The organism is Rhizobium rosettiformans (genome assembly GCF_016806065.1).
GTDB lineage: Bacteria > Pseudomonadota > Alphaproteobacteria > Rhizobiales > Rhizobiaceae > Allorhizobium.
This window is the reverse complement of the sequence record NZ_CP032405.1, coordinates 706,990-729,515: the sequence shown is the minus strand read 5'-3', so window position 1 is coordinate 729,515 and position 22,526 is coordinate 706,990. Positions and strand designations below refer to the sequence as shown.

17 protein-coding genes are annotated in these 22,526 nt (G+C 59.9%); 10 read left to right on the top strand and 7 right to left on the bottom strand.

Going from position 1 to position 22,526, the window contains the following annotated elements; all coding sequences use genetic code 11:
- The first annotated feature begins 145 nt into the window (after nt 1-145).
- Nucleotides 146-1,045 (top strand): LysR family transcriptional regulator, encoded by a 900-nt coding sequence (locus D4A92_RS03525; RefSeq protein ID WP_203018136.1) that lies wholly within the window; start codon nt 146-148, stop codon nt 1,043-1,045.
- 10 nt (nt 1,046-1,055) lie between these two features.
- On the opposite strand, the gene D4A92_RS03520 is transcribed toward D4A92_RS03525, so the two are convergent.
- The 3 genes from D4A92_RS03520 to purU form a co-directional block, all read right to left on the bottom strand.
- Nucleotides 1,056-1,463: a DUF3307 domain-containing protein gene (locus D4A92_RS03520; RefSeq protein ID WP_203018135.1), complete on the bottom strand. Its 408-nt coding sequence runs from the start codon at nt 1,461-1,463 to the stop codon at nt 1,056-1,058.
- Nucleotides 1,464-1,625: 162 nt separating this feature from the next.
- Nucleotides 1,626-4,553, bottom strand: a complete 2,928-nt coding sequence (locus D4A92_RS03515) for an aminotransferase (RefSeq protein ID WP_203018134.1) — start codon at nt 4,551-4,553, stop codon at nt 1,626-1,628.
- A gap of 116 nt (nt 4,554-4,669) precedes the next feature.
- On the bottom strand, nt 4,670-5,554 hold the full coding sequence (purU, locus tag D4A92_RS03510; protein WP_203018132.1) for a formyltetrahydrofolate deformylase: 885 nt from the start codon (nt 5,552-5,554) through the stop codon (nt 4,670-4,672).
- Nucleotides 5,555-5,989: 435 nt separating this feature from the next.
- On the opposite strand from purU, the gene D4A92_RS03505 reads away from it, so the two are divergent.
- From D4A92_RS03505 to D4A92_RS03495, 3 genes are all read left to right on the top strand, one after another.
- Nucleotides 5,990-7,048: a glycoside hydrolase family 5 protein gene (locus tag D4A92_RS03505; RefSeq protein WP_203018130.1), complete on the top strand. Its 1,059-nt coding sequence runs from the start codon at nt 5,990-5,992 to the stop codon at nt 7,046-7,048.
- A 96-nt stretch (nt 7,049-7,144) separates the two neighbouring features.
- Entirely contained in the window at nt 7,145-8,134 is a 990-nt protein-coding gene (locus D4A92_RS03500) for a glycosyltransferase family 2 protein (RefSeq protein ID WP_203018128.1), read from the top strand.
- Complete coding sequence (locus tag D4A92_RS03495) at nt 8,103-9,431, top strand: O-antigen ligase family protein (RefSeq protein WP_425959374.1); 1,329 nt, start codon at nt 8,103-8,105, stop codon at nt 9,429-9,431. Before D4A92_RS03500 ends, D4A92_RS03495 begins: the two co-directional genes overlap by 32 nt.
- Before the next feature lie 12 nt (nt 9,432-9,443).
- On the opposite strand, the gene D4A92_RS03490 is transcribed toward D4A92_RS03495, so the two are convergent.
- Nucleotides 9,444-11,138, bottom strand: a complete 1,695-nt coding sequence (locus tag D4A92_RS03490) for a GumC family protein (RefSeq protein ID WP_203018126.1) — start codon at nt 11,136-11,138, stop codon at nt 9,444-9,446.
- Between the two features lie 161 nt (nt 11,139-11,299).
- Here D4A92_RS03490 and D4A92_RS03485 point away from each other — a divergent pair, with 161 nt between their 5' ends.
- A complete protein-coding gene (locus D4A92_RS03485) occupies nt 11,300-12,562 on the top strand; it encodes a lipopolysaccharide biosynthesis protein (RefSeq protein WP_203018124.1) in 1,263 nt (420 codons plus the stop codon).
- A gap of 31 nt (nt 12,563-12,593) precedes the next feature.
- Here the strand turns inward: D4A92_RS03485 and D4A92_RS03480 are convergent, their stop codons facing one another.
- Complete coding sequence (locus tag D4A92_RS03480) at nt 12,594-13,457, bottom strand: DUF6492 family protein (protein WP_203018122.1); 864 nt, start codon at nt 13,455-13,457, stop codon at nt 12,594-12,596.
- The gene (locus D4A92_RS03475; protein WP_203018120.1) at nt 13,454-14,647 is read right to left on the bottom strand and encodes a glycosyltransferase; all 1,194 of its coding nucleotides are present in this window, start codon (nt 14,645-14,647) and stop codon (nt 13,454-13,456) included. Before D4A92_RS03475 ends, D4A92_RS03480 begins: the two co-directional genes overlap by 4 nt.
- A 362-nt stretch (nt 14,648-15,009) precedes the next feature.
- On the opposite strand from D4A92_RS03475, the gene D4A92_RS03470 reads away from it, so the two are divergent.
- Genes D4A92_RS03470 through D4A92_RS03450 form a run of 5 tightly spaced genes read left to right on the top strand, consistent with a single transcriptional unit; the run spans nt 15,010 to nt 20,773 of the window.
- Entirely contained in the window at nt 15,010-16,449 is a 1,440-nt protein-coding gene (locus D4A92_RS03470) for a UbiA family prenyltransferase (RefSeq protein WP_203018119.1), read from the top strand.
- Nucleotides 16,449-17,777: an FAD-binding oxidoreductase gene (locus D4A92_RS03465; RefSeq protein ID WP_203018118.1), complete on the top strand. Its 1,329-nt coding sequence runs from the start codon at nt 16,449-16,451 to the stop codon at nt 17,775-17,777. Before D4A92_RS03470 ends, D4A92_RS03465 begins: the two co-directional genes overlap by 1 nt.
- A gap of 34 nt (nt 17,778-17,811) precedes the next feature.
- Nucleotides 17,812-18,234, top strand: a complete 423-nt coding sequence (locus D4A92_RS03460; protein ID WP_203018117.1) for an EamA family transporter — start codon at nt 17,812-17,814, stop codon at nt 18,232-18,234.
- Nucleotides 18,235-18,288: 54 nt separating this feature from the next.
- On the top strand, nt 18,289-19,299 hold the full coding sequence (locus tag D4A92_RS03455; RefSeq protein WP_203018116.1) for an NAD-dependent epimerase/dehydratase family protein: 1,011 nt from the start codon (nt 18,289-18,291) through the stop codon (nt 19,297-19,299).
- A 10-nt stretch (nt 19,300-19,309) separates the two neighbouring features.
- On the top strand, nt 19,310-20,773 hold the full coding sequence (locus D4A92_RS03450; RefSeq protein ID WP_246754023.1) for an aspartate aminotransferase family protein: 1,464 nt from the start codon (nt 19,310-19,312) through the stop codon (nt 20,771-20,773).
- Nucleotides 20,774-20,821: 48 nt separating this feature from the next.
- On the opposite strand, the gene D4A92_RS03445 is transcribed toward D4A92_RS03450, so the two are convergent.
- The gene (locus tag D4A92_RS03445) at nt 20,822-22,516 is read right to left on the bottom strand and encodes a hypothetical protein (protein WP_203018115.1); all 1,695 of its coding nucleotides are present in this window, start codon (nt 22,514-22,516) and stop codon (nt 20,822-20,824) included.
- Between the last annotated feature and the right edge of the window lie 10 nt (nt 22,517-22,526).

The following is a 22,526-nucleotide window of genomic DNA, read 5'->3' as shown; positions in this document are numbered from 1 at the left end:
CCCCGAGATCTGCAATGTGCCGGGGCTGGCCGCACGAGATCACTGCGTGTCCCATGTCATTCCGCCCCGTACAGTCTTGTGATTTCTAGAAGAGCATTCTACGCCATTCCAGCGATAAATTCTCAAGAGATCATTCCAAAAAGGCATGACCATGCTGCCTGCCCGACGTTTCCTTCCATCGCTTTCGTTGCTCACGGCATTCGAGGCCGCGGCCCGGACGGGAAGCATCACGGCTGCGGCACGGGAGCTCGATCTGACGCAAAGCGCGGTCAGCCGACAGATCAAGGCATTGGAGAGCCAGCTCGGTGTCGAACTGTTTCTGCGCGAGCGTCAGACGATCCGACTGACCGTCGCCGGCGACAGCTATGCCCGTGAGATCCGGGAAGCGCTTCGCCGCATCTCCAGCGCGTCCTTGAACCTGCGCGCCAATCCGCATGGCGGTACGCTCAATCTTGCAATCCTACCGACATTCGGTGCCCGTTGGCTCGCCCCGCGCCTCGGTCAGTTTCTGGCCGCCAATCCCGGGATCACGATCAATCTGGTGACGCGACTGTCGCCATTCGACTTCCGACTGGATTCGATCGATGCGGCGATCCATTTCGGCGATGCGGTTTGGCCGGGCGCGGAACTGACACTCTTGATGCGGGAGGAGACGATCCCTGCATGCAGCCGGGACTTCAAGCAAGCGCATGGGATCGAAGCGCCATCCGATCTTCTGCGCGTGCCTCTGCTGCATCTCACGACCCGACCGGATGCCTGGGAACGCTGGTTCACAGAAACCGGTGTCGCCTTCGAAACCGTGCATGGCATGCTCTTCGACCAGTTCGCCACTGCATCACAGGCGGCGATCGGCGGTCTTGGCGTGGCGCTGCTTCCGACCTTCCTCATCCAGGACGAGCTTGCACGGGGCGAGTTGGTAGCCGCAGTCGATCGCCCGATGCAGAGCGCGCAACGATATTATCTCGCCTTTCCGCGGGAGAGGGCGGCCTATCCGCCGCTGGTTGCCTTCCGGGATTGGATCGTCAAGGAGCTTGCCCAGCGCTAGCAGCTTCTGGTCACAGGGAACTTGCTGCAGCCGCAATCCAGACGGCGAAAGCGAGATGGGTCAAGTGGTGCAGGGTCTGGTCGGTGCCGAAAAGCCACCAATAGGCGGCCTGGTCTACCTTGAAGTGGTAACGCTGCTGGATCAATGCCTTGCTTCGATCGATCAGTCCGTGAACGACAAGATCGACAAGCGCAAGCCAGGCGAATTGCGGTGCCATCGTGAGGCAGATCAACAGCGTTCCCAAGGCATGGACGACAACATGCGCGAACAAAGGGGCTATCCACCCTTTAAGCCGCTCCTTGCCTGTTGCCATCCAACCGGTCTGAAGCAGAAAATCGGCCAAGAGATGCTTGATGACGAACAGAGCGACGGCCCAGATCAAAAGATCACTGGCGATTTGCTCCGGGATGGTGGGCATGAATATTCCTTCGGCTGTATGTTCTGTCCGAAGATAGACCACTCTCCAAAACGCTGTGAAGCTGCCATTTAGTGTACCCAGATTTGGGCTTTGCGTTTCCTTTACGCAGCTATCGTGTTTCGGAGCACGGAATTAGGGGGATAGTAGTGATTGCGTCCGTCATCACCATCCGTCGGAAAGCACCTTTTCCAGCATGTCCGCGAAGAAATCGGCGCTCTCTTTGCCAAGGCAGAGCGGCGGCTTTATTTTCAAAACGTTAAGATGATCGCCCGTTGGTTGCATGATGACGCCGAGATCAAGCAGGCGGTCGCAGATCGCTGAAGTTTCTTCCGTCGCAGGTTCCAGCGTCTCGCGATCACGCACGAATTCCAGTCCGAGATAGAGGCCCATTCCGTGCACGGCCCCAACGATCGGGAAACGCTGACCCAAAGCTTCAAGTCGTGCTTTCAGATGGTCACCGGTGTCTCGGGCATTTAGCTGCAGTTTTTCGTCCCGCATGATGTCGAGAACGGTCATGCCGACGACACAGCTCACAGGGCTGCCGCCGGAGGATGAGAAGAAATAGCCCTCTTTTTCGAGGCTGTCGGCGATCTCGCGCCTCGTGATCACGGCGCCGAGCGGGTGGCCGTTGCCCATGCCCTTGGCGACCGTGATGATGTCGGGGACGACGCCCTGCTGTTCGAAGCCCCAGAAATGATGACCGAGGCGGCCGTATCCGACTTGAACTTCATCAGCGATGCAGAGACCGCCGCGCTCGCGGACGAGTTTATAGACCTCCTGGAGATAACCCGGCGGTAAGGGAATGCCGCCGGCATTGCCATAAACACTCTCTGCGATGAAACCGCCAAGCTGTCCGCCCGCATTTTCGATCTCGGCGATCTTGTCGATCACGGCCTGAACATAGCCATCGGTCGCGTCTTCGCCACGGTGTTTGCCGCGATAGGTGTTGGGCGAGAGCACCGGGTGCACCCAGTCCGGACGTGTTTCCAGGGCGCGGGGATTGTCGGCCAGTGAGGTCGAAACCGCATCGCTGGCGACTGTCCAGCCGTGATAGGCTTCGAGGAGGCTCAGGATGTTGCGGTGGCCGCTATGGGCCCAGGCAAGTCGCAAGGCAAGATCCACGGCTTCGGAGCCCGAATTCACGAGGAAGACCGTGTCTAGCCCCTCTGGCGCGAGCGACGCGAGGCGATCCGAGAATTCGGCGACTGCGGCATAGTGAAAGCGCGAGTTCGTGTTGAGCATGGCCCATTGTCTGCCGACCGCCTCCGCCAAGCGTGGATTGCCGTGGCCGAGGATCGTGACATTGTTGACCATGTCGAGATAGGCGCGGCCGTTCACGTCGAAGAGATGCTCTCGCCAGCCCCGTTCGATCTGTGGTGGGTCGGCATAGTAGTTCTTCTGCGGCTTGGCGAAGCTCTTCTTGCGGCGTTCCAGAAGCGCATGGCTTTCCGGTGCCTGTGCATCGACGCCGACGCCGAGGAGCTGGGAAGGTGAGGGGCATATGCGACGCCAGACTGCGCTTTGCTGCGGCTTGGCAAAGAGTGGTGGGACGAGATCCGGATCGCGGCAAAGCTGGATGCGCAGGCCGCCGACGCCGCCTGCTGCGCCGGCAACCGCGCCGATCGCGTCGCCCGCCTTGACGGCCGTGCCATCTTCCAGGCTGCAATCGATGCCATCCAGATGAAGCGACAGATCGGGCGATGACAGGATCAGGTGATGGCCATCGAGCAGAATGGTCCCGTCGAAGGGCGCGAAGGCTTCCGTCGCGCCTGGCAGGCAGACATCGATATGCAGGGCGAAGGTCGCTGGCGGTGTAGGGGACAAAGGTTTGGTGTAGGATAGACGGAATTCGCCATAGCGTGTCGAAGAAACGCCCGTCTCCATGGCCGCTCGGGCCAGAAGCTTCCAGTCGATCCCTTGATCGCTCCAGGTGTCGCGCGGCAGGTCCGGGCTCGTCACCGTCAGGTCCGTCAGGCGGAAGTCTGCGGGTGCAAGCGAGGGAAGAAGCGGATGCGGCACCGTAAGCTCCGGTTCGTCCGGAAGCATGCCGGCGGTGTCCAGGATGGCCGCTTCCATCAGCGGATAGGGCACAGAGGTCGCCACCTCGAAAATCGTCCGCTCGTGCTCGATATTGCCGAGCACATAGTCGTTGTCGGGGTCGATCGACAGCTGCTGTTCGCTGCTGGCGACAAGCACGCCGGCGCGCGCGACGATTAGCGGCCAGAGCGCCTTCAATTCCGCTTCGCTCAGCGGGAAGCGCGTGTGGAAGGCCTTGACGGCAGGCAGGATGAAGAAGGGGTCTCCATCGGCGTGGTGCAGGAGTGCGGCGCAGGTCACCGCGAGGTCGGCCACCAGCCATCCATAGAGAACATCACCGAAGTCGATGACGCCATCGGGCATGAGACGGCCGGTTGCGTTCGGTGTGGCCACGACGTTGTCGTCGGTGATGTCGTGATGAATGCATTGAATGCGCAGTTCCGAGGCCAGTGGCTGCAGGCGCTTCACCGCCATGATCATCGCCTTGGCGATGCGGTCCCGCTGTTTCCGGTCCGCAACCGATTTCAGGAGATGCAGGGCGACCGGGCCTGCGCGGCGCAGATCCCATTGCAGTTCCCGTTCCAGTCCGCTGTGACGGAAGTCCTTGAGCCCGCCTGCAATCCGGGCGACCACGTCACCGAAAGACGCCACGACCTCGGGAGCGAGGTACTTCTGGCGCGTCAGGGGCTCGCCATCCAGATAGGACAGGAGCCTGACCCAGTAATACTGCCCTCCCACTTCGATCTGGGGGATGTATTCCCCGGTCAGGGCCGGGATCGGCTCGGGTATGCGCAAGCCGAGATCAAGATTGCGCAGGTGCTCCATGGCCCTGTTCTGGGCATCCAGTTCCTGCTGGGGATAGTCAGCCCGTGTGACCTTGAGAACCAGCCGTTCTTCGCCGGTGTCGATCAGGAAATTGCGGTCCTGCTGGCTGCCGAGTTCCTGGATCGTGCCGCTGAAGCCGTAGAATTCGTTGAAGATGACCCTGGCATCGGCCAGCGTGACGTTCGGGCGCGGCAGTTCGGTGCGCTGGAGCAGAGCCGAGTCGGCCATACGTTTCCTCCCACGGGAATCATGTCGGGAGATTAGCAGAGCCTAGTGTCGCGTCTATCCCGCAGAACCGTGTGGGCAAACGACAAAGGGCGCCGTTTCCGACGCCCTTACCATACTCAGCCCATGCGCTCGGAGGCATAGGAGCCCGGGCTTGCCGGGAAGACCACCGTACGGTTGCCATTGATGAAGGTGCGGTGATGGATATGGGCGTGGATCGCGCGTGCCAGCACCTGGCTTTCAACGTCGCGGCCGATCGAGACGTAATCATCTGCCGACTGGGCATGGGTGATGCGGGCAACGTCCTGCTCGATGATCGGACCTTCGTCGAGATCAGCGGTGACGTAATGGGCCGTGGCACCGATCAGCTTCACGCCGCGTTCGAAAGCCTGCTTGTAAGGGTTCGCACCCTTGAAGCTCGGCAGGAAGGAGTGGTGGATGTTGATGATCTTGCCTGACATCTTCGTACACATGTCGTCGGAGAGGACCTGCATGTAGCGGGCAAGCACGATGAGTTCGGTGCCAGTCTGCTCGACCAGATCCATGATCCTGGCTTCGGCTTCCGGCTTGTTTTCCTTGGTCACCTTGATGTGGTGGAAGGGAATGTCATGGTTCACGACGACCTTCTGGTAGTCGAAGTGGTTTGACACGACGCCGACGATCTCGATCGGCAGCGCACCGATCTTCCAGCGATAAAGCAGGTCGTTCAGGCAGTGCCCGAAACGCGATACCATCAGGAGGACCTTCATGCGCTTGGCGGCATCATGCAGGTTCCAGTTCATGCCGAACTTCTCGGCGACGGGAATGAAGCCCTTCTCGAGCTTGGCTTCGTTGGCACCTTCCTCCGAGATGAAGGAAATGCGCATGAAGAACTGGCCTGTATGCAGGTCGTCGAACTGCGAGCTGTCGACGATGTTGCAGCCCTGCTCGGCGAGATAGCCGGAAATCGCCGCCACGATGCCGCGGGTCGACTGGCAGGATACGGTCAAAACATAGCTCGTCATCTGTTCTCTCATCTCCTCGGCATGGCGCAGGCGCCGTGTCTCTATCGCATGTCCGACACGATCGGAAGCGTGCGGTGTTGCTGATCCTCATCGTCTTTCAAAGGAAGTCGGCACGCGCGCCTGCGGTTTCCGCTCCTTTGCGATGGCCAGAGATTAGGGCAGGAAATGTAAAACCCCGTTCCCATTGCGTCTTTCCAGGGCGCATCTTCGCCGTTCGTCTCGTGATCAAGGTGAAATCTGCAGCGCTGTTCTCATCGGTTGCCAGCGATTTGTGCATGCCTGCATGGGGATGTCTTGCGGCGTCGCTCGACAAAGTGTGATTTGCGACGCGGTCTGGACCCCCACGCATGAATACTGCCGGTAGAACCAGAATGACATCGGGCCAGTCTCCCGCTAAAACCTCTGGCGAATACAGGACAAGGTGGGTTGAGAACCATGAAACGGAATTTGACGCTTGGCCTGATTTCCGCTGCGCTGACCATGGCCACGCCATCTGGTTCAACTGCCGCGTCGAGTGGCGCGTGCTTTCGTGGCATAAACCTGGCCGGTGCCGAATTCGGCAATCTGCAGGGCGTGTTCGGCGAAGGCTATATCTATCCTTCGTTGGAGACGATTGCCTATTTCGCGGGGAAGGGCTTCAATACGGTGCGGCTCCCGTTCCTTTGGGAGCGCCTGCAGCCGAAGCTGAACAGCGACTTCGATCCTGCGGAGCTCAGCCGTCTCAAGGAAACCGTCGCGACGATCGGATCCTTCAATCATACGGTCATCCTCGATCCGCATAACTATGCACGCTATTTCGAGAAGCTGATCGGGACCGAAGAGGTTCCCGTGTCGGCCTTTGTCGATTTCTGGCAGCGGCTGGCGAAGGAGTTTGAAGGAGACCGACATGTGGTCTTCGGCCTGATGAACGAGCCCTTCGACATCTCATCGACAGATTGGCGTGATGTCGCCAACGAAGCAATCGCGGGCATTCGTGAGGTTGGTGCAGACAACCTTATCCTCGTTCCGGGCACGTCCTGGACTGGCGCGCATAGTTGGTTCGGCGACTGGTATGGCGGGGCGAATGCAGAGGTGCTTTTGAGCATCAAGGACCCGGCGAACAATTATGCCTTCGAGATTCACCAGTATTTCGATGACGATTTTTCCGGGACCTTGAACAATTGCAGCCGTGCTGCCGATGCGGTTGATGCCATCCGCGAGGTTGGAGACTGGTTGAAGGAAACCGGTCAGAGAGGCTTCCTCGGCGAGTTCGGTGTTCCGGGAACGCCAGAATGTACGACCGTGCTGACGGAGGTGGTGAAGCTGCTCGACGAGGACAAGACATCGTGGATCGGCTGGACCTATTGGGCGGCAGGTGACTGGTGGCCAGAGACCGAAGAACTCAACATCCAGCCGACCAAGAGTGGAGACCGGCCCCAGCTCAGTGGTCTTGCGCCCGTGCTCAACGATTTCCTCGGTGCGTCGGAAGGCTGTCCAGGCCTTGAGCGTCCCTGAGACGGCCAGCCGTCCGAAACGGCTGAGGGGTTAAGCTGGTATCAACAGTTTTGGTATTTGCTCGACGAAGTTCCGCACATTCGAAAGAGCTCCCGATTGGCCTTACCGGATCACATTGAGCTGGTCACGCAGACGCCTGATCTGGCGCATGACGCCGTCACAGTCGTGGTCACGGTGCCGACGTTTCGGCGCCCTGTGCACCTTCTCAAGACGCTTGAAAGTCTTACGGCCCAAAAGACAAACCGTCGTTATGCCATCGTGCTGGTCGACAATGACAGTGATCACCGCGAGGGTGTGGTGGCGGCCCGGCCCCTGTTCGAAACGGGGCAGATCAACGGCATCCTGATAGTCGAGACGCTCAGGGGAAATTGTAATGCCTATAATGCCGCCTGGCTGACGGCACTTCAGCACTTCCCCAACATGTCCCATCTGCTTGTTATCGATGATGACGAGATTGCCGATCCGGACTGGATCGAGGCCATGAGCCGCATTAAGGAAATGTTTGGTGCCGATCTGGTCGGTGGCCCGCAAGTGCCGGTCTTCCCGACGACTGAAACCGGCGATGTGCCTCTACATCCGGTGTTCACGCCGCCTTATCAGACGACTGGGCTTGTGCCGCTCCTCTATTCCTCCGGCAATCTCCTGGTCTCCCGCGTTCTGCTTGAGGCGAATACCTATCCGTTTCTCGACCCGAGGTTCAACTTCACCGGTGGCGGGGATGCGAACTTCATTGATCAGTCTGTGCGCAAGGGTTTCAAAACCGCCTGGTGTCACGAGGCGCCGGTCCTCGAGACCGTGCCTGCAAACCGTCTTGAGCGATCCTGGCTACGTGCGCGCGGCATTCGCGATGGTGTCATCTCCAGCCTGGTCGAAAAAGGACGGCGCGCCAGCGAGCCCTTGGGGGCCGTTCGGGTCTTCCTGAAGAGCGTTGCACTGCTGACCCTCTCGCCGTGGAAGGCGATCATGGCCGCTCGTCGCCTCGGATCGCTGCAAAACAGCCTCTACTATGTCCATGTCGGCCTCGGCAGGACGCTCGCACATTTCGGATATGCCGATGAACAGTATCGACATACGGACGGGCGCTGACCGCGACGTCGCGGGGGTGAGGCCTGCTTATCCCGCGCAGACGCTGCGCCGGGCGGCCGTTGTTGTCAGCATCCTGCTGTTTGCGGTCATGCTGATCTCGTTTCAGCCCTTCTCGCCGGTTCATGAGGGTGTGGAAGAAGGCGGCAATCTAATTAATCAGCTGGGCTTTGGCCTGCTTGGTCTCATCGCGCTCTGCTCACTGCTGACGCTGGCCGATCTGCGCAGGCTGCCGTCCCTGATCGGTCCGGCCTGGTTGCTGATGATCGGATTTCTTGTGTTCTCGGGGTTCACCGCTCCAGATCCTAGTGCGACCTTGCGCGGTATCATTTTGACCCTGATCGTGATGATGACGATCGTGACCGTCCTAGCACTGCCGCAGGATGGAGATGGCTATGCCCGCATGTTGAGCGTGGTCGCAGGCATGCTGATCTTCATCTGCTATGCCGGGCTACCCTTGGCCCCCTCTCTGGCAACCCATGGCTTCGACGCGCTGGAGCCTCAGAATTCCTATCTCTGGCGCGGGGTCTTCACGCACAAAAATATCGCCGGGCCGGTCATGGCGGCATTCGCCTTTGCTGCCATCTATCTCTGGCGGCGCGGCGACCGCTGGGTCGGCGTCTTGATCGGTCTGTCGGCACTCATTTTCGTCAGTCAGACCGGCTCCAAGACCACACTCGGATTGGTGCCCGTTGCGGCGCTCCTGGTTCTTGTTCCGAGTGCGGTTGGGCTTCGCGTGCTGACACCGATCGCGGTGTTCTGCTGCCAGCTTGCCTTCGCTCTCCTGACCTTCGGGTCCGTCCTCATCGAACCGATCCACCAGTTCGTTCTGTGGCTCGGCATTGACCCGACATTTACCGGCCGTGTCTCGATCTGGAAGTTCGGGCTCGATGCACTGGCCGATCGCCCGCTCACGGGCTTCGGCTATGAGAGTTTCTGGAGTACGGATCTGGTCCGCTATGCCGCCAATCCCTATTATCTCGACTGGGATGTGCGCGGCATCGTGCATGCCCATAACGGCTATCTCGATATCGCGATCTCCATGGGGATACCTGCCCTAATCATCGCGCTGGCGGTCCTGATCCTGCTTCCGCTGGTCGACTACATGCGCTGCAGGCCGGTCCGGGAGAACAGGTTGCTCGCGGACTTCTTCATGATGATCGTCTTCTTCACAACGCTGAATGCGATGATGGAGAGCTTCTTCTTCCGTCGCATGGACCCGGTCTGGATGCTCTGCTTCTTCGGGGTGATCGGCCTCAGGCTCGTGGCGAGAGTGCCCATCCCGCGAATACTTGCCTGAGCTGTCTTTCGTTCAGGCCTGTGCGCCTTCGCGGCGTTTCCTCAAATGAGTCAGATTGAGGCCAAGGGCGAGCAGAACGCCGAAGCCAAATCCAGCGATCAGGCCGCCGAGTGCAATGACCTTGCGAGAGGGGCCGACCGGATCAAGCGGTGGGCGCGCCTCCGACAGGACCTGAATATTGGCGAGTGTAATGGCTTCCTGTTCCCCGGTTTCGCGGGTTCTGAGCAGGAAGGATTCGTAGACCGAACGGCGTGCCGCCGCCTCGCGCTCGAGTTCGCGCAAGGTGACGAGGCTGTCATTGTTCGACGCCTGAGTGTCCTTGAGTTCCCGTAGGCGGCTGGTAAGTGCCACTTCCTGTTGGAGGGAGCGATCCAGCTCTACCTGCAGGGCGCTGCGGATGCGGCCGAGTTCTTCGCGGATCTGGTTGAGCATCCCGCTGGCCTGCGATTGTGCTTCGATATATCTCGGGTGTTGCGGTCCATAGCGGGCCGCGATCGATTCGAGTTCCTTGCGCAGATCGGCATAACGCGTGCGCAGGACTGCGATCGTGTCGGAACTCACGTCTTCGGGGAGCGCCAGTTCACCGCCGCTGGAGGCCGCCATCTTTGCGATACTGGTAATCTTGGCGCGCAGGCCCGCAGTTTCGACGCGCAGCGAACTCAGTCTTTCATTCAGCAGTTTCAGATCGTTGTCCACGATCGGTCTGCCATCGACATTCACGAGGTCATTCGAGTTGCGGAAGCTTTCGGCGGCCTTTTCCGCCTCTTCGAGCTTCATGCGCAGGTCGGTAAGGCGGCTCGACAGTTCGTCCGATGTGCGGCGGACAGCGTCGGATTGCATTGAGGCCAATTCACGCTGAAAGACGCCGCTGACGATGTTGGCCAGACGCGCGGACTTCTCCGGATCCCGCGTTTCTGCGGAGATCGAAAAGATGAATGTCTTCTGATCCCGGCTCACGTCGATGACTTCGTGAAGGTGGTTCAGAACGCGTGACTCGATGCTCTGAGCGTCACTCTGGGATCCACTCGACCAGAAGGTGCTCAGGCCGGAGGGCTTCAGGGTCCCGTTGAATTCCGGGTCCTGCTTGAGGTCGGCCTGCTCGATGACTTTCAGCAAGACACTGTTCGACTTGACGATGCGCGCCTGGCTTTCGACCACGGCGAGCGACGCATCTGTCGGCAGTTGGTCGGTGGTCAACTGGTCGCCGACGGTTCGGATCTGTCGGGGGTCTACGAGGATGTCACTGCTTGCCACCCACATTTTCGGTAGGGTCAGTGCATAGGCGGACCCAAAGAGGCCACCGATCACCGTCGAGGCAATCAGGATGCGATGGGACCGCTTGAGAATGTCGACGACGATGAAGGGATCGATCAGAGGCTTCCATTCCGTCTGATCCCGCGGAACGGCGGTGCCGTCGCGGTTTTCATCCTGACGATTGTCCGTGGAGATTTCGGGCGAGGGCTGCTGTTTCGGGACAGCAGACGGAGCGGAAGGTCTGGATTCCCCGACCTCCATGCTGTTGACCTGGCCCTCAAGCATGGAGACGCGGGCGCGCAGAAAATCGAGGTAGTCGTCGTGGCGTTCCAGCATGTCCCGCAGGGAAGGTCGCCCGACACGGGTGTCTGCGGAGTGTCCGGATAGGCGCTCCGCACCTGCGGCGCCGGGCTCTTTGCCTCCGTGACTGGTGCGATCATCGCGCAGATACATGTCAGCCCTTGCTTCGGGAAATGGTTCGCGTGGCGCAAATTTAATTTTTTATCAAAAACAAATGGTTAAAAGATCGGAAAATTAACCGTTGGGACGTAGCTTCTGCAGGTGTCGCCGCCGTCCGAAATGTGACCTGCGCCTTCAGCAACTCTGGACACCACGTGAACGCGATCCTTCGGCACCTTTCATCAAACCGGCAGCTCCTGCACGCCTATGTCTCGGTGATATCGGGATCTGCCGGGCGACTGGTCGTGTCTCTCGCCTACTTTGTTGTGCTGGCAAACACACTGCCCCTTGCGGACTACGGGATCTTCGCCACGGCGTCTGGCGCCGGGCTCGTCCTCTCCCGGCTTCTGGCGCTCGGTTTCAGTTCACCACTCTATCGCATTGCTGTCGTCAAGCCGCGACTTCTCGGCGTCTACACAGTTGGCTATCTGCTCGCTTCTCTTCTCTCGCTGCCGCTCGTCATCATCGCGGCGCTGCTGATCTATTTTCTGTTCTTTTCCGACGATGTCGGTCTGCTCACCTTTTCCCTGGTGATGATCGCCGAGATTTTGCTCTGGCGGTCGGCCGAGATCGTCATCATCGTCAACAATGGGCTCAAGCGTTTCGGGCTCGCTGCCGTCCTTGTGATCCTTGGAACTGCAACACGCGCGGCCGCGGCCGGCCTCTTCTGGAGCCAGGCCTCAGTCCAGGACCTCGACCATTGGGCATGGTGGTACATTGGTGCGAATGCCGCATCGCTGGTCGTTGCCCTCTACTTCTACCCCCGCGTTCGCCTGCGTTTCGATATGCGGCTCTATCTTCGGCGCGTACAGGATTCGCTCGCCGTCGCGGGTGCGGAACTGCTGTTCTACCTGCAGTCGGAGCTCGACAAGCTGATGGTACTCGGGATCGGTGGGCCGGCCGTTGCCGGTCTCTATGCGATCATCATGCGGGTCGTTGACCTGACTGCGCTGCCGATCCGCTCCTTCAATACGATCCTGGTGCAGAAGCTGATGCAGAGCCCTGACATGTTGAGGTCGCTGAAAATCAGGGTGCTCATCGAAGCGGGATTGATGATCGTCTCCGTTGCCGGGCTCGCGACGCTTGCCTTCCTCCTGCATCTCTATCCGAATGCACTCGGCCGCAACGTGGCGCCGGTCGCCGAACTGCTGCCGCTCGTTCTGCTTGTACCCGGGTTTCGCAATCTCGCGGAGTACCAGGGGGAGCTGATGTATGCGCGTGGGCAAAGCTGGCTGCGTACGCTATGCCTTGCCCTTTTGACACTGAGCAAGGCAGGGCTGATCGCGCTGCTGCTCAACAGTTTCGCACATGAGGGGCAGGACTGGATCATCGCTTTGAATGGTGTCTTTGCCGGTCTCTATGTGATCTCGGCGATCTTCACCTATTCGAGCCTGAGGCTGCCGGCCAAGCGGGTTTGACGGTTCTCGCGGCGAACCTGACCAGTCGTAGTCATAGGCCGAGGATACGTCGGATTTCTGCGGGTTCAAGACCCAGGAAAGACTGCATGCCGAGCGCCACCTGTTCAGGTGCCATGTCCGCCACGAAGGCACGGAATTCGTCTTCCGTGGGCGGCGGAGCCAGCCAGAAGACCTTGCAAAGCTCTGTCTGGTCGTGGAAGTGCCCCGCGCCGTGCTCGACATCATCCACGAAGCGGCCATACATCATGCATTCCGAGAAACAGCGTTGCTTGCCCATCGCCGCGATCCAGTGCTCGCCCGTGACGCTCTCGATCCGCGCACACATCTCTCTGATGCTGCTTCGTTTCCAGGCGATCATCGTGCCGACATAGTCGTTCGTGGAGTGCTGCGTTTCGGGCAGACCCAACAACGTGCCGGCATTCGCGGACCAGCGGCGATGTTCGCCCATGGAGTCTCCCGTCAAGGCACCAGGCCTGACCAGCAGGCGCAGCGCATCGTCGCGCCAGAGCTGGCTGCAATCATAGGGCCGAAGGAAAGCGACATCGGAATCCAGATAGAGAAACGCATCGTCCTCGACGATGTCGGCGATCGCTATGCGGCGAAACTGCTGCACATGCCAACCGCGAAGCGGCTTGGTCTTCAAGGATAGCCAGATGCGGCGTCGGCCCATGGTCAGCGGATCGGGAAAGACTTTCAGCCAAGATGGCAAGAGGTCCTTCTCTCCGATGATTACCCTGCGCGGCGATTGCAGTTGCCGGAACAGCGGAACATCGCGGTCTTCGACGAGCACATAATGTTTGGTGTATTCCGTGACATGCGTGTCCAGCGTCTCGCAGAGCAAACGGAAACGTTCGAAATCCGCGTGATAGCTCGCGGTAACAATGGCTGTCCTCATGACAGAGCTTCCTTTGCGCCTGATGTCGCCCCGGTCAGCATGTTCAGCATCTGTCTGATGCCGGCATCCATCAGCTGTGCCTGTGCTTCGGCAAAGACCCGGCCATCGAGCCGCTGAAGGTCGCCCGCCCGCGCCCGAAGGATCTTGTGGTTGAGCGCTGCAGCGAAACTTTCGGGATCGTCAGCAATGGTGCAATTGTCCGGGATCGCTGCAATGCCGCGGACCGAGCTTGTCGTCGCCACGCTTGGCAGGCCGAGCGAGAAGGTTTCAATCGTCTTCAACTGGACGCCCGTGCCGGCCCGACTGATCAGCGGGATCACGGCGCTTGCTGCGACGAAGTCCGTCGCGCGATCCACCCTTCCGACGAAATCGACATCGGGCCAGGCAGAGGCAAGATCGGCGGGCGTGCTGCCAGCGACACGGATGCGCACATCATCGAGCAGCTTCGGCTTTACATCGTTCAAGAACCATTCCAGCCCGATCCGATTGGGATGCCATGTCCAGGTACCCAAGAGGGCAAGATCGTGCGCCAGATTTCTTGTCTCCGGGAGCTGCGTCGGTCTCGCAGTGCTCAAGGGGAGGAATACGGAGCGGTCCGGCGGAACGCCGAGATCGACCGCGTCTTCGGCTGCAAAGGTCACGACGCCGGTCGACCGGTCCCTGAGCCTGTGCTCGAGTGTCTTCAGCAATCGCGCATCACGGGCGAACAGAATGCGCTTCATCAACGAACCTGCGTTGCGGGCGTTCTCGGCCGACGAGCGATGCTCGACATTGTGAGCGACGAAGATCGATGGCTTGCCGGTGAAGAGATCCGGAAAGGCTCCCGCGAGGGCGACGCCGTTCAAGACATAGCCGTCGAACGGGCCAGCGGCCGTGATTGCGCTTCGCACAGCCTCTTTTCGTATCACACGCAGCTTGGCGCTCGACATCGGTAGTCCCGTCGCAAGGGACATGAGTAGCCATTTGATCTTAAGCCAGGGGCCAGCCTTTTCGGTTCGCACTTCCACCTCGCCCAGAGCGGGCTCTGCATCCGGAGCGACGGTCTGTCCTGGCCAGGCGCAGCCGATGACCGTGGTGCGCACGCCTGCCCGTGCCAAGCCTTCCAGCAGGGCTGCATTGGCAAGTTCATAACCTGTTGAAGGATTGGATTGTGCAACGAGCGACGTGACGAAGACCAGATGCAAGGACAAATCGCCACCTATGCGAGACACGATACTTTTTCGAGATGCAATTCTTAAACCTTATTCTCAGTTAGGGGCGTGAACATTCCTTTAAACCCGCCCACTTCAGTACCCCATTAACTCCGAATTCATGCCTGGACACCTAGCGTTTCACAGGTTCGTGAGGGGGCTATGCCTGTTGAAGGCAGGCGTCACTCTCCGCCGTGTAAGATGTTCAATGTCATGGGCGACACCAGCCTTGCGAAGGTGAGGGCGCATCAAGTGATCAGAAGCACGGCGCAGTGCTTCCCTTGTTTCAGTTGTTTGCATGCCGGATTGGGCCTGCTGCGATGCACCTTTGATTGGTATTGCGTTCTGGGAGTGCAGCGAGAATGGACGCCAGATTACAAGAAAGCCGGGATCTGCCGCTTGCGGTCGATCTGGACGGGACGCTAATTGCGACGGATCTTCTGTGGGAGACGATCTTTCTCGCCCTCAAGACCAACCCGCTCATCGTCTTTCTGCTTCCGATCTGGGCGCTGGCCGGCAAGGCGCGCCTCAAACTCGAACTTGCCCGACGCGTAACGCTCGACGTATCGCGGCTGCCCTATCGTCAGGACTTCCTCGACTATCTCAGGGCGGAACGTGCTTCAGGCCGCACGATCGTCCTGGCGACTGCTGCTGCAGAGCCGCTGGCGCAGGCTGTTGCCGCGCATCTCAGGATTTTCTCGAAGGTGTTTGCCACCCGCGACGGGATCAATCTCGCCAGCGCGGCGAAAGCCTCGGCGCTGGTCAACGAATACGGGGAATACGGGTTCGACTATGCGGGCAATGATCGCGCTGACCTTGCGATCTTCGACCGTGCCCGCAACGCCGTCGTCGTTGCGCCCGACCGGGCGGCCTCGCGCTTCCAGCAGGCGCATGACACCATGCATTTCGACGCGCCCCGCACCAGTTTCAAGACATATCTCAAGATGTTGCGGGTGCATCAGTGGCTGAAGAACCTTCTGGTGTTCGCTCCGGCGGTGCTGGCCCATGATTTCCTGATTGCCGAAACGATGTTTTCGGCGACGCTGGCCTTTTTCGCCTTTTCGGCGTCGGCCTCGGCGATCTACATCATCAACGATATCATCGATCTGCCGCTCGATCGCGTGCACCCGCGCAAACGGCATCGACCCTTTGCCAGTGGTGCCCTGTCGATCCCCTTCGGCCTTTCGTGCTCTGCTGCACTCCTGGCGATTGCTGCGGCGATCTGCTTCTTCCAGCCGCCGATGTTCGCCGCGATTATCGCTGTTTATATCGTTAGCACTACGGCCTACTCGCTGGCCATCAAGCGGATGCTTTTGCTCGACGTCATCTGCCTCGCAGGGCTCTATGCGCTGCGACTCCTCGGCGGCAAGCTGGCGGCGAACATCCCAATGTCCTTCTGGCTGATGGCCTTTGCGTTGTTCTTCTTCCTCTCGCTCGCGTTCCTGAAGCGCTATGTCGAACTGCAGAATTCTGGAGCCCCGGAGCAGTCACGGATCGCTGGCCGCGGTTACAGGCCAGAAGACATCGGCATTGTGGGCCAGAGCGGCGTCTCGTCCGGCTTCACGGCCGCGCTTGTTCTCGCGCTCTACATCAACAGCGACGTCGTCGGTAACCTCTATTCCGAGCCGTGGCTGATCTGGCCGCTGGTGCCGATCGTGCTCTACATCAACATGCGCGTCTGGGTGCTCGCCCATCGCCGGGAAATGAACGACGATCCCGTCGTGTTCATTGCCTTGGACTGGCGTAGTCAGATTTTCATCGCAATTGGCGCGGTGCTCCTCATCGCAGCCGGGATGGTGTGATGCTGGGGGCTTTTGATAGCTTCGGAAGAGTCGATCGGCGCCAGCGCATGGCGTTGCCGGTGGCAGACGCCCTCGCGAGATTGCGGGGCTCAGCGGATGGCGCTGGTTTGACGCTTCTCCCGTTCGGCAATGGTCGGTCCTATGGGGACAGCTGTCACAATGACGGCGGCGCGCTGGTGCCGATGCGTGCGCCCTTGGCAGATATGTCGCTTGACCCAGAAAGCGGTCACCTAGACGCTGCATCCGGCGTCACGCTCGAGGATGTCATAGCCCTGATCGCAGCGCATGGCTTCTTCCTGCCGGTGACGCCGGGGACGCGCCATGTGACGCTCGGCGGGGCCATCGCCAACGATGTCCACGGCAAGAACCACCATCTGCGCGGCACGTTTGGCTGCCATGTGGAGAGTTTCGAGCTTCTCCGTTCCGACGGCGAAAGCCATCATTGTTCGGCAATGAGCAATCCACGTCTGTTTGCCGCGACGATCGGCGGCATGGGACTGACCGGGATCATCACCCGCGTACGGCTCAAGCTGATGCGTGTGTCTTCGCTGGATGTTGACGAAGAGGTCGTCGCCTTTGCCAATCTTGACGACTACTTCGATCGGGCCGAAGAGGCCGACCGGATCAACGAATATGCGGTGGCCTGGGTCGACCAGTTGGCTGCTGGTCGTTCCGCCGGGCGCGGCGTGCTGATCACCGGCAATCATTCCGACAATGGCAATCGGGAGGTCGCGACGCGGGCCAGCCGTTTGTCCGTCCCCTTCGATCTTCCATTCTCGGCCCTCAACCGCCTCAGCCTTTCGGCTTTCAACGCAGCCTATTTCGCCGCGAAGAGCCGGAAACACGGCATGCACCGGGCGAGCTACGGCAGCTTCTTCTATCCCCTCGACGGTATCGGTCACTGGAACAGGCTCTATGGTCCGCGTGGCCTTTTCCAGCATCAGAGCGTCATTCCGTTCGAAGCCGCACGGCAGACGATCCCGCTGTTGCTCCAGGCGAGCCGGGATGCTGGTCACGCCTCCTTCCTGACAGTGTTGAAGCGTTTCGGCGATATCAGTTCTCTCGGTCTCCTGTCTTTCCCGCGACCGGGCTACACGCTGACCATGGACTTTCCCAACCGCGGAGCGCGGACGCTTGCGCTTCTTGAGACACTCGACCGCCTCACGATCAATGCCGGAGGGCGGGTCAATCCCTACAAGGACCAGCGGATGAGCCCGGCCACCTTCAAGGCCGGCTTTCCCAACTGGTCCGAACTCGAGACGTGGCGCGATCCGGGGTTCTCATCAAACTTCTGGCAACGCGCCGCACTGAATTCACCGCGCTCATGACGAGACCGGCCAGACCATCCTACGAGAGGACATCATGAAATACATCCCCTTCATCCTGTTCACGGTGATGACCAATGCAGCCGCCCAGCTGATGCTGAAATACGGCATGATCACGCTTGGACCGATCAGCTTCTCGGCCGATACTATGATCCAACGGATCTTCCAGATCCTGTTCAATCCCTGGGTCTTCTTCGGTCTTGCCATGTTCGTGGTGTCGATGGCCTCGCATCTCTACGTGCTCTCGAAGGTCGATCTTTCCTTCGCCTATCCCTTCCTCAGCCTTGCCTATGTCGCTGTCGCGCTCTGCGCCTGGCTGCTCTTCAAGGAGGAGATCGGCACACTGAAGATTGCCGGCATCGCCTTCATCTGCATCGGCACCGTCCTGATTGCCCAAAGCGGCAGCAGCAGCACGAAAACTGCGGAAGACAGCTCGATCGCGAAGGCGGTCGAGACCTGAGCTTCAAACCAATCTGACACGACAAAAAACCAAGAAGAAAACGGGGTTTAGAACATGAAACACATCATCTTCGGTGGAGACGGCTTCGTTGGTCGCTATCTGGCACCCAGACTGCTCGCCGACGGGCACGAGGTCGTGGTCGCCGACATCGTGAAGAGCGACCTGCCGCATTATCGCGATGCACGCTTCGTCCCGACGGATGTCACGGATCCGGATTCGATCCGGAAGCTCGGCATCGGCGCCGACGACATGGTCTACAACTTGTCCGCCAAGATGCTGTCGCCGATCCAGGTGCGCGCCAAGCGGCACGACTTCTTCTTCCCGGTCAATTACTACGGCACTGAAAACATCATCAAGGCGATGGATGCGGCCGGCGCGAAGTCGCTGGTGCATTTCACCACCGACATGGTCTATGGCCATACCTATAGCTGGCCGCAGACGGAGGACCATCCGTGCAAGCCGCTCGGCGAGTACGGGCTTTCCAAGCTGAAGACCGAGGAACTGGCGGCCGACTGGCGCAAGCGCGGCATGAATGTCAGCCTGTTTCGCCCGCGTCTGATCATCGGTCCGGGGCGTCTCGGCATTCTCGCCAAGCTCTTCAAGTTGATCGACAACAATCTGCCGGTGCCGATGATCGGCTCGGGCAAGAACCCCTATCAGTTCATCTCGGTGTTCGATTGCGCATCGGCGGCGCACGCCGCCTACAAGGCTGGCGTGCCGAACGAGGTCTACAATCTCGGCTCTCTCAATCCGCCACCGGTAAAGAAGCTGCTTGGCGATCTGGTCAAACATGCCGGCTCGAAGTCGATCCTGGTGCCGACGCCCGCCTGGGCGGTCAAGCGCACGCTCGATTTCCTCGACCTTCTCAACATGCCGCTGATGGACCCGGAGCAATATCTGATCGCCGACGAGATGTGCATTCTCGACGTGTCCAAGGGCGAACGCGAACTCGGCTGGGTGCCGCAGTATCGCGACGAGGACATGCTGATCGCAGCCTATAGCGAATACCGGAAATCGGTCGAAGGCCGTCTTGAACCCCAGGCCGCAGCATCGAAGGCTGCGTGAGGAGACAGTGATGAATACTGCAGTCAGACTGAACGAACAGCCGACCCTCGATGCGGCAAAGGCGCCGCGCGTCAAGACCGAAAAGCCGAAGCTTCTGTCGGTCGACCAGGCCAAGGCGCTTGACCTTCCGCAGATGACCGACCTCTTCACGCAGCACCTCAATCCCGGCCAGCTGCATTTCATGAAGTTGCTCGGCTTCCACAAGATCAAGGTCGAGCGTGCCGAGGGCATGTATTACTACGATCAGAACGGCCGGAAGATCCTCGACTTCTTCGGCGGCTTCGGCTCCTTGGCCTTCGGCCATAACCACCCGCGCATCATTGAGGCGCGCAAGACCTTCCAGGACGAGAAGCGCCACGAGATCGCGATCGCCTTCATGTCGCAATATGCGACGGCGCTCGCCCATAATCTGGCAGCCTGCTCGCCGGGTGATCTCGACATGGTCTTTCTCGGCTCGTCCGGATCGGAAGCCATGGAGGCTGCAATCAAGGTGGCTGAACGTGCCGCTGGCCCGCAGAAGCCGAAGGTCGTCTATGCCGAGAACTCTTTCCACGGCAAGACAAAGGGCGTGCTCTCGATCACCGACGGCTCGCTCTATCGTGGTCAGTTCAAGCTCGTCGACAACACCGTTCGCGTGCCGTTCGGCGATATCGAAGCCATCGAGAACGCCTTCCGCAGCGATCCGGAGATCGGTGTCATCGTGCTCGAAACCGTCCAGGGCGGCGGCGGCATCATCCAGGCGGATGCGGCTTTCTGGCAGAAGCTACGCCAGCTCTGCGACCAGTATGGCGTGCTCTGGGTTGCCGACGAAGTCCAGTGCGGTCTCGGCCGTACCGGCAAGTTCTATGCGTTCGAACACTATGGCGTCGTGCCTGATGTCACGGCCCTTGCCAAGTCGCTTGGCGGCGGCAAGACGGCGATGGCGGCGATGATTGCCCGACGCGAGGTCTACATGAAAGCCTATGGCACGCCGAAGACGGCGATGATCCATGCCATGGCGACCTTCGGCGGCATCGGCGAGGCCTGCATTACCTCGATCGAGGCGCTCAACGTCCTCTATGACGAGGGTCTGATCGACCGCACGGCAGAGGTCGGCGACTACCTGCTTGATCAGCTCCGGACCCTGCAGACTCGCTATCCGAGCCTGATCAAGGAAGTTCGTGGTCAGGGCATGATGGTCGGTCTCGAATTCCACGACTTCTCGCAGACCATGCCGCTGGTGCTCCGTCCGGTCATCGCGATGCTCGACGACAAGCTCAAGGGCTCGTTGCCCGGCTTCATCGGCAGCCATCTGCTGCGTGATCACGGCGTGCTCGTCGCCTTCACCGAGTACAACCGCAATGTCATCCGGCTTGAGCCGCCGCTGATCTGCGAACGCGAACATGTCGACCAGTTCATCGCGGCGCTGGATGAGGTGATGTCACGCGGCATCATCAGGATCGTGAAGGATTTCGTCACCGCTCAGGTGAAATGAAAGCCTCGACCATGAACGCCTGCCGGCCGGGCCTCTTGCCCGGCCTTTTTATTGGGCCTTTAAGATGCCCGGACGCAGCAGGAGATCCCAGCAAGGGTCGAGTGCGACCACCTGGCGTCCGGCGAGCGCTTGCGCATAACGTTCCTCAAGCATCCGCCGCCCGGTCGTGACAGGGCATTTCGGGCGAAGTACGCCGTCGGTCGCTTGAACCGCTTTCAGTGCTTCGGATGAAACCTGTCTTACGGTTCGGAAAGGGTCTGCCCCGATCTGGATCTTGCGGGTCGCGTCGCGGTCGAGGATCCAGGGAAATGGATTGACGAAATCAAGGGTCATCAGACTTTGCAGGCGGATCTGGTTATCGGTCTCGAACTGCAGCAGCGCTTTGACCAGGATGTCGGCGGAAATGATCCAGTAGGTTTGATAGTCGAGCTCGCTGTAGAGTTGCCAGCTCGGCAGTTGTCCCTGGTTTGCGAGGTCAATATATGCCGCGCCCTGGGTGGCGTAATGGTTCTCCAGCAACACGGCTCGCTCCATCACGTCCTTGCGGGTCGAGACCTGCTGCATATTCCGCAGCAGAGGAACATCCGGCGTTACATAGGTTGGAGCGACCGCGACCGATCGCAGGGTCTTGTGTGCGACCTTGCTGAGTGTCGGGACGGTGCAGAAGGCGGCCAGCACGAGAAAGGCTATCTTCGTCCGGTCGACCACTTGCGGCAGTCGGTCATAGGCCATCAGCAGAACCGGCCAGATGAAGATGAATTCCTGGCTGCCCGTGTTCTGCGTCTCGAGGATCGTTCCGCCGAGCAGGGAAATCCCGAACCACCAGAAGGAGCGGTCGAAGAACCGTCTTGGCTCGGATGCATAGTTGAGATCCGCCCAGATCATCACCAGCAGAAGCAGACCTGCCGGCATCAGCACGTCGAGCTTGCCCGAGGCGACGGTCAGGAAACGCGGAAGCAAGGCATCCTGATTCATCGCGATCAGGTCGAGGATGTCCCGGATGTAGGCCGAGATCATCCCTGTGCCGAGTTCGATAACCGCGAGTGGAAGCAAAAAGGCGATTGCCGCGAGTGCGAGATTGGCAAGTGAAATGCGGCCGGCGAGCACGGCGCCGAGGCCGATCAGGCCGCCGACGAGGAAGCCTGTGATCTTGGTGAGAAACAGGGCCAGCATGGCCAGGGCGCAGAAGAGCGCAAAGCGCGGGCCGCCGCGCATGAAAACGAGGCCTGATGTCAGGACATAGAGGAGAAGCGAGGTTTGCCGGTTGTAGATGCCAAAGCCGTCAAGGCCCGGATAGGAATGGAAGAATTGGGCATTGGCCGGGAAGGCGGCAAAGACGAGAAAGGGGATCAGCAGGAGGAACGCCACAGCGCGGCTTTTCTTTTCGGCGTCGATGAGCACCAGCGTCATCAGCGGTGCAGTGACCGCAAGCTGTGACCATTGCACGAGAAGAAGCGGTTGCGCTCGCGGGAGGAGATCCAGGCCCCAGGCGAAGAGGTAGTAGCCCAAAGCGCCCACGGGCGTGGAAAAGTCGAGGCTCGGGATCTGGCCCATTCGGATGCGCTGTGCGGCATCCAGATAGATATAGGTGTCCCAGTACATCGGGCCGATCGGCACGGCGAGCGGGAGTGTCAGCAGGGCGAGAACCGCGGCGACCGTTAGCCAGAGCCAAGTGATTGGCGACGAAAGAAAATGAGGCAGCGTTTTTCGATCACGCGCCCTCGAAGCCGAAATGTCCACCACCGCTGTTGTC

Coding starts and splice junctions, on each gene's coding strand:
- D4A92_RS03525 (WP_203018136.1), top strand. CDS start 146: ATGACCATGCTGCCTGCCCGACGTTTCCTTCCATCGCTTTCGTTGCTC.
- D4A92_RS03520 (WP_203018135.1), bottom strand. CDS start 1,463: ATGCCCACCATCCCGGAGCAAATCGCCAGTGATCTTTTGATCTGGGCC.
- D4A92_RS03515 (WP_203018134.1), bottom strand. CDS start 4,553: ATGGCCGACTCGGCTCTGCTCCAGCGCACCGAACTGCCGCGCCCGAAC.
- purU (WP_203018132.1), bottom strand. CDS start 5,554: ATGACGAGCTATGTTTTGACCGTATCCTGCCAGTCGACCCGCGGCATC.
- D4A92_RS03505 (WP_203018130.1), top strand. CDS start 5,990: ATGAAACGGAATTTGACGCTTGGCCTGATTTCCGCTGCGCTGACCATG.
- D4A92_RS03495 (WP_425959374.1), top strand. CDS start 8,103: ATGAACAGTATCGACATACGGACGGGCGCTGACCGCGACGTCGCGGGG.
- D4A92_RS03490 (WP_203018126.1), bottom strand. CDS start 11,138: ATGTATCTGCGCGATGATCGCACCAGTCACGGAGGCAAAGAGCCCGGC.
- D4A92_RS03480 (WP_203018122.1), bottom strand. CDS start 13,457: ATGAGGACAGCCATTGTTACCGCGAGCTATCACGCGGATTTCGAACGT.
- D4A92_RS03470 (WP_203018119.1), top strand. CDS start 15,010: ATGGACGCCAGATTACAAGAAAGCCGGGATCTGCCGCTTGCGGTCGAT.
- D4A92_RS03465 (WP_203018118.1), top strand. CDS start 16,449: ATGCTGGGGGCTTTTGATAGCTTCGGAAGAGTCGATCGGCGCCAGCGC.
- D4A92_RS03460 (WP_203018117.1), top strand. CDS start 17,812: ATGAAATACATCCCCTTCATCCTGTTCACGGTGATGACCAATGCAGCC.
- D4A92_RS03455 (WP_203018116.1), top strand. CDS start 18,289: ATGAAACACATCATCTTCGGTGGAGACGGCTTCGTTGGTCGCTATCTG.
- D4A92_RS03450 (WP_246754023.1), top strand. CDS start 19,310: ATGAATACTGCAGTCAGACTGAACGAACAGCCGACCCTCGATGCGGCA.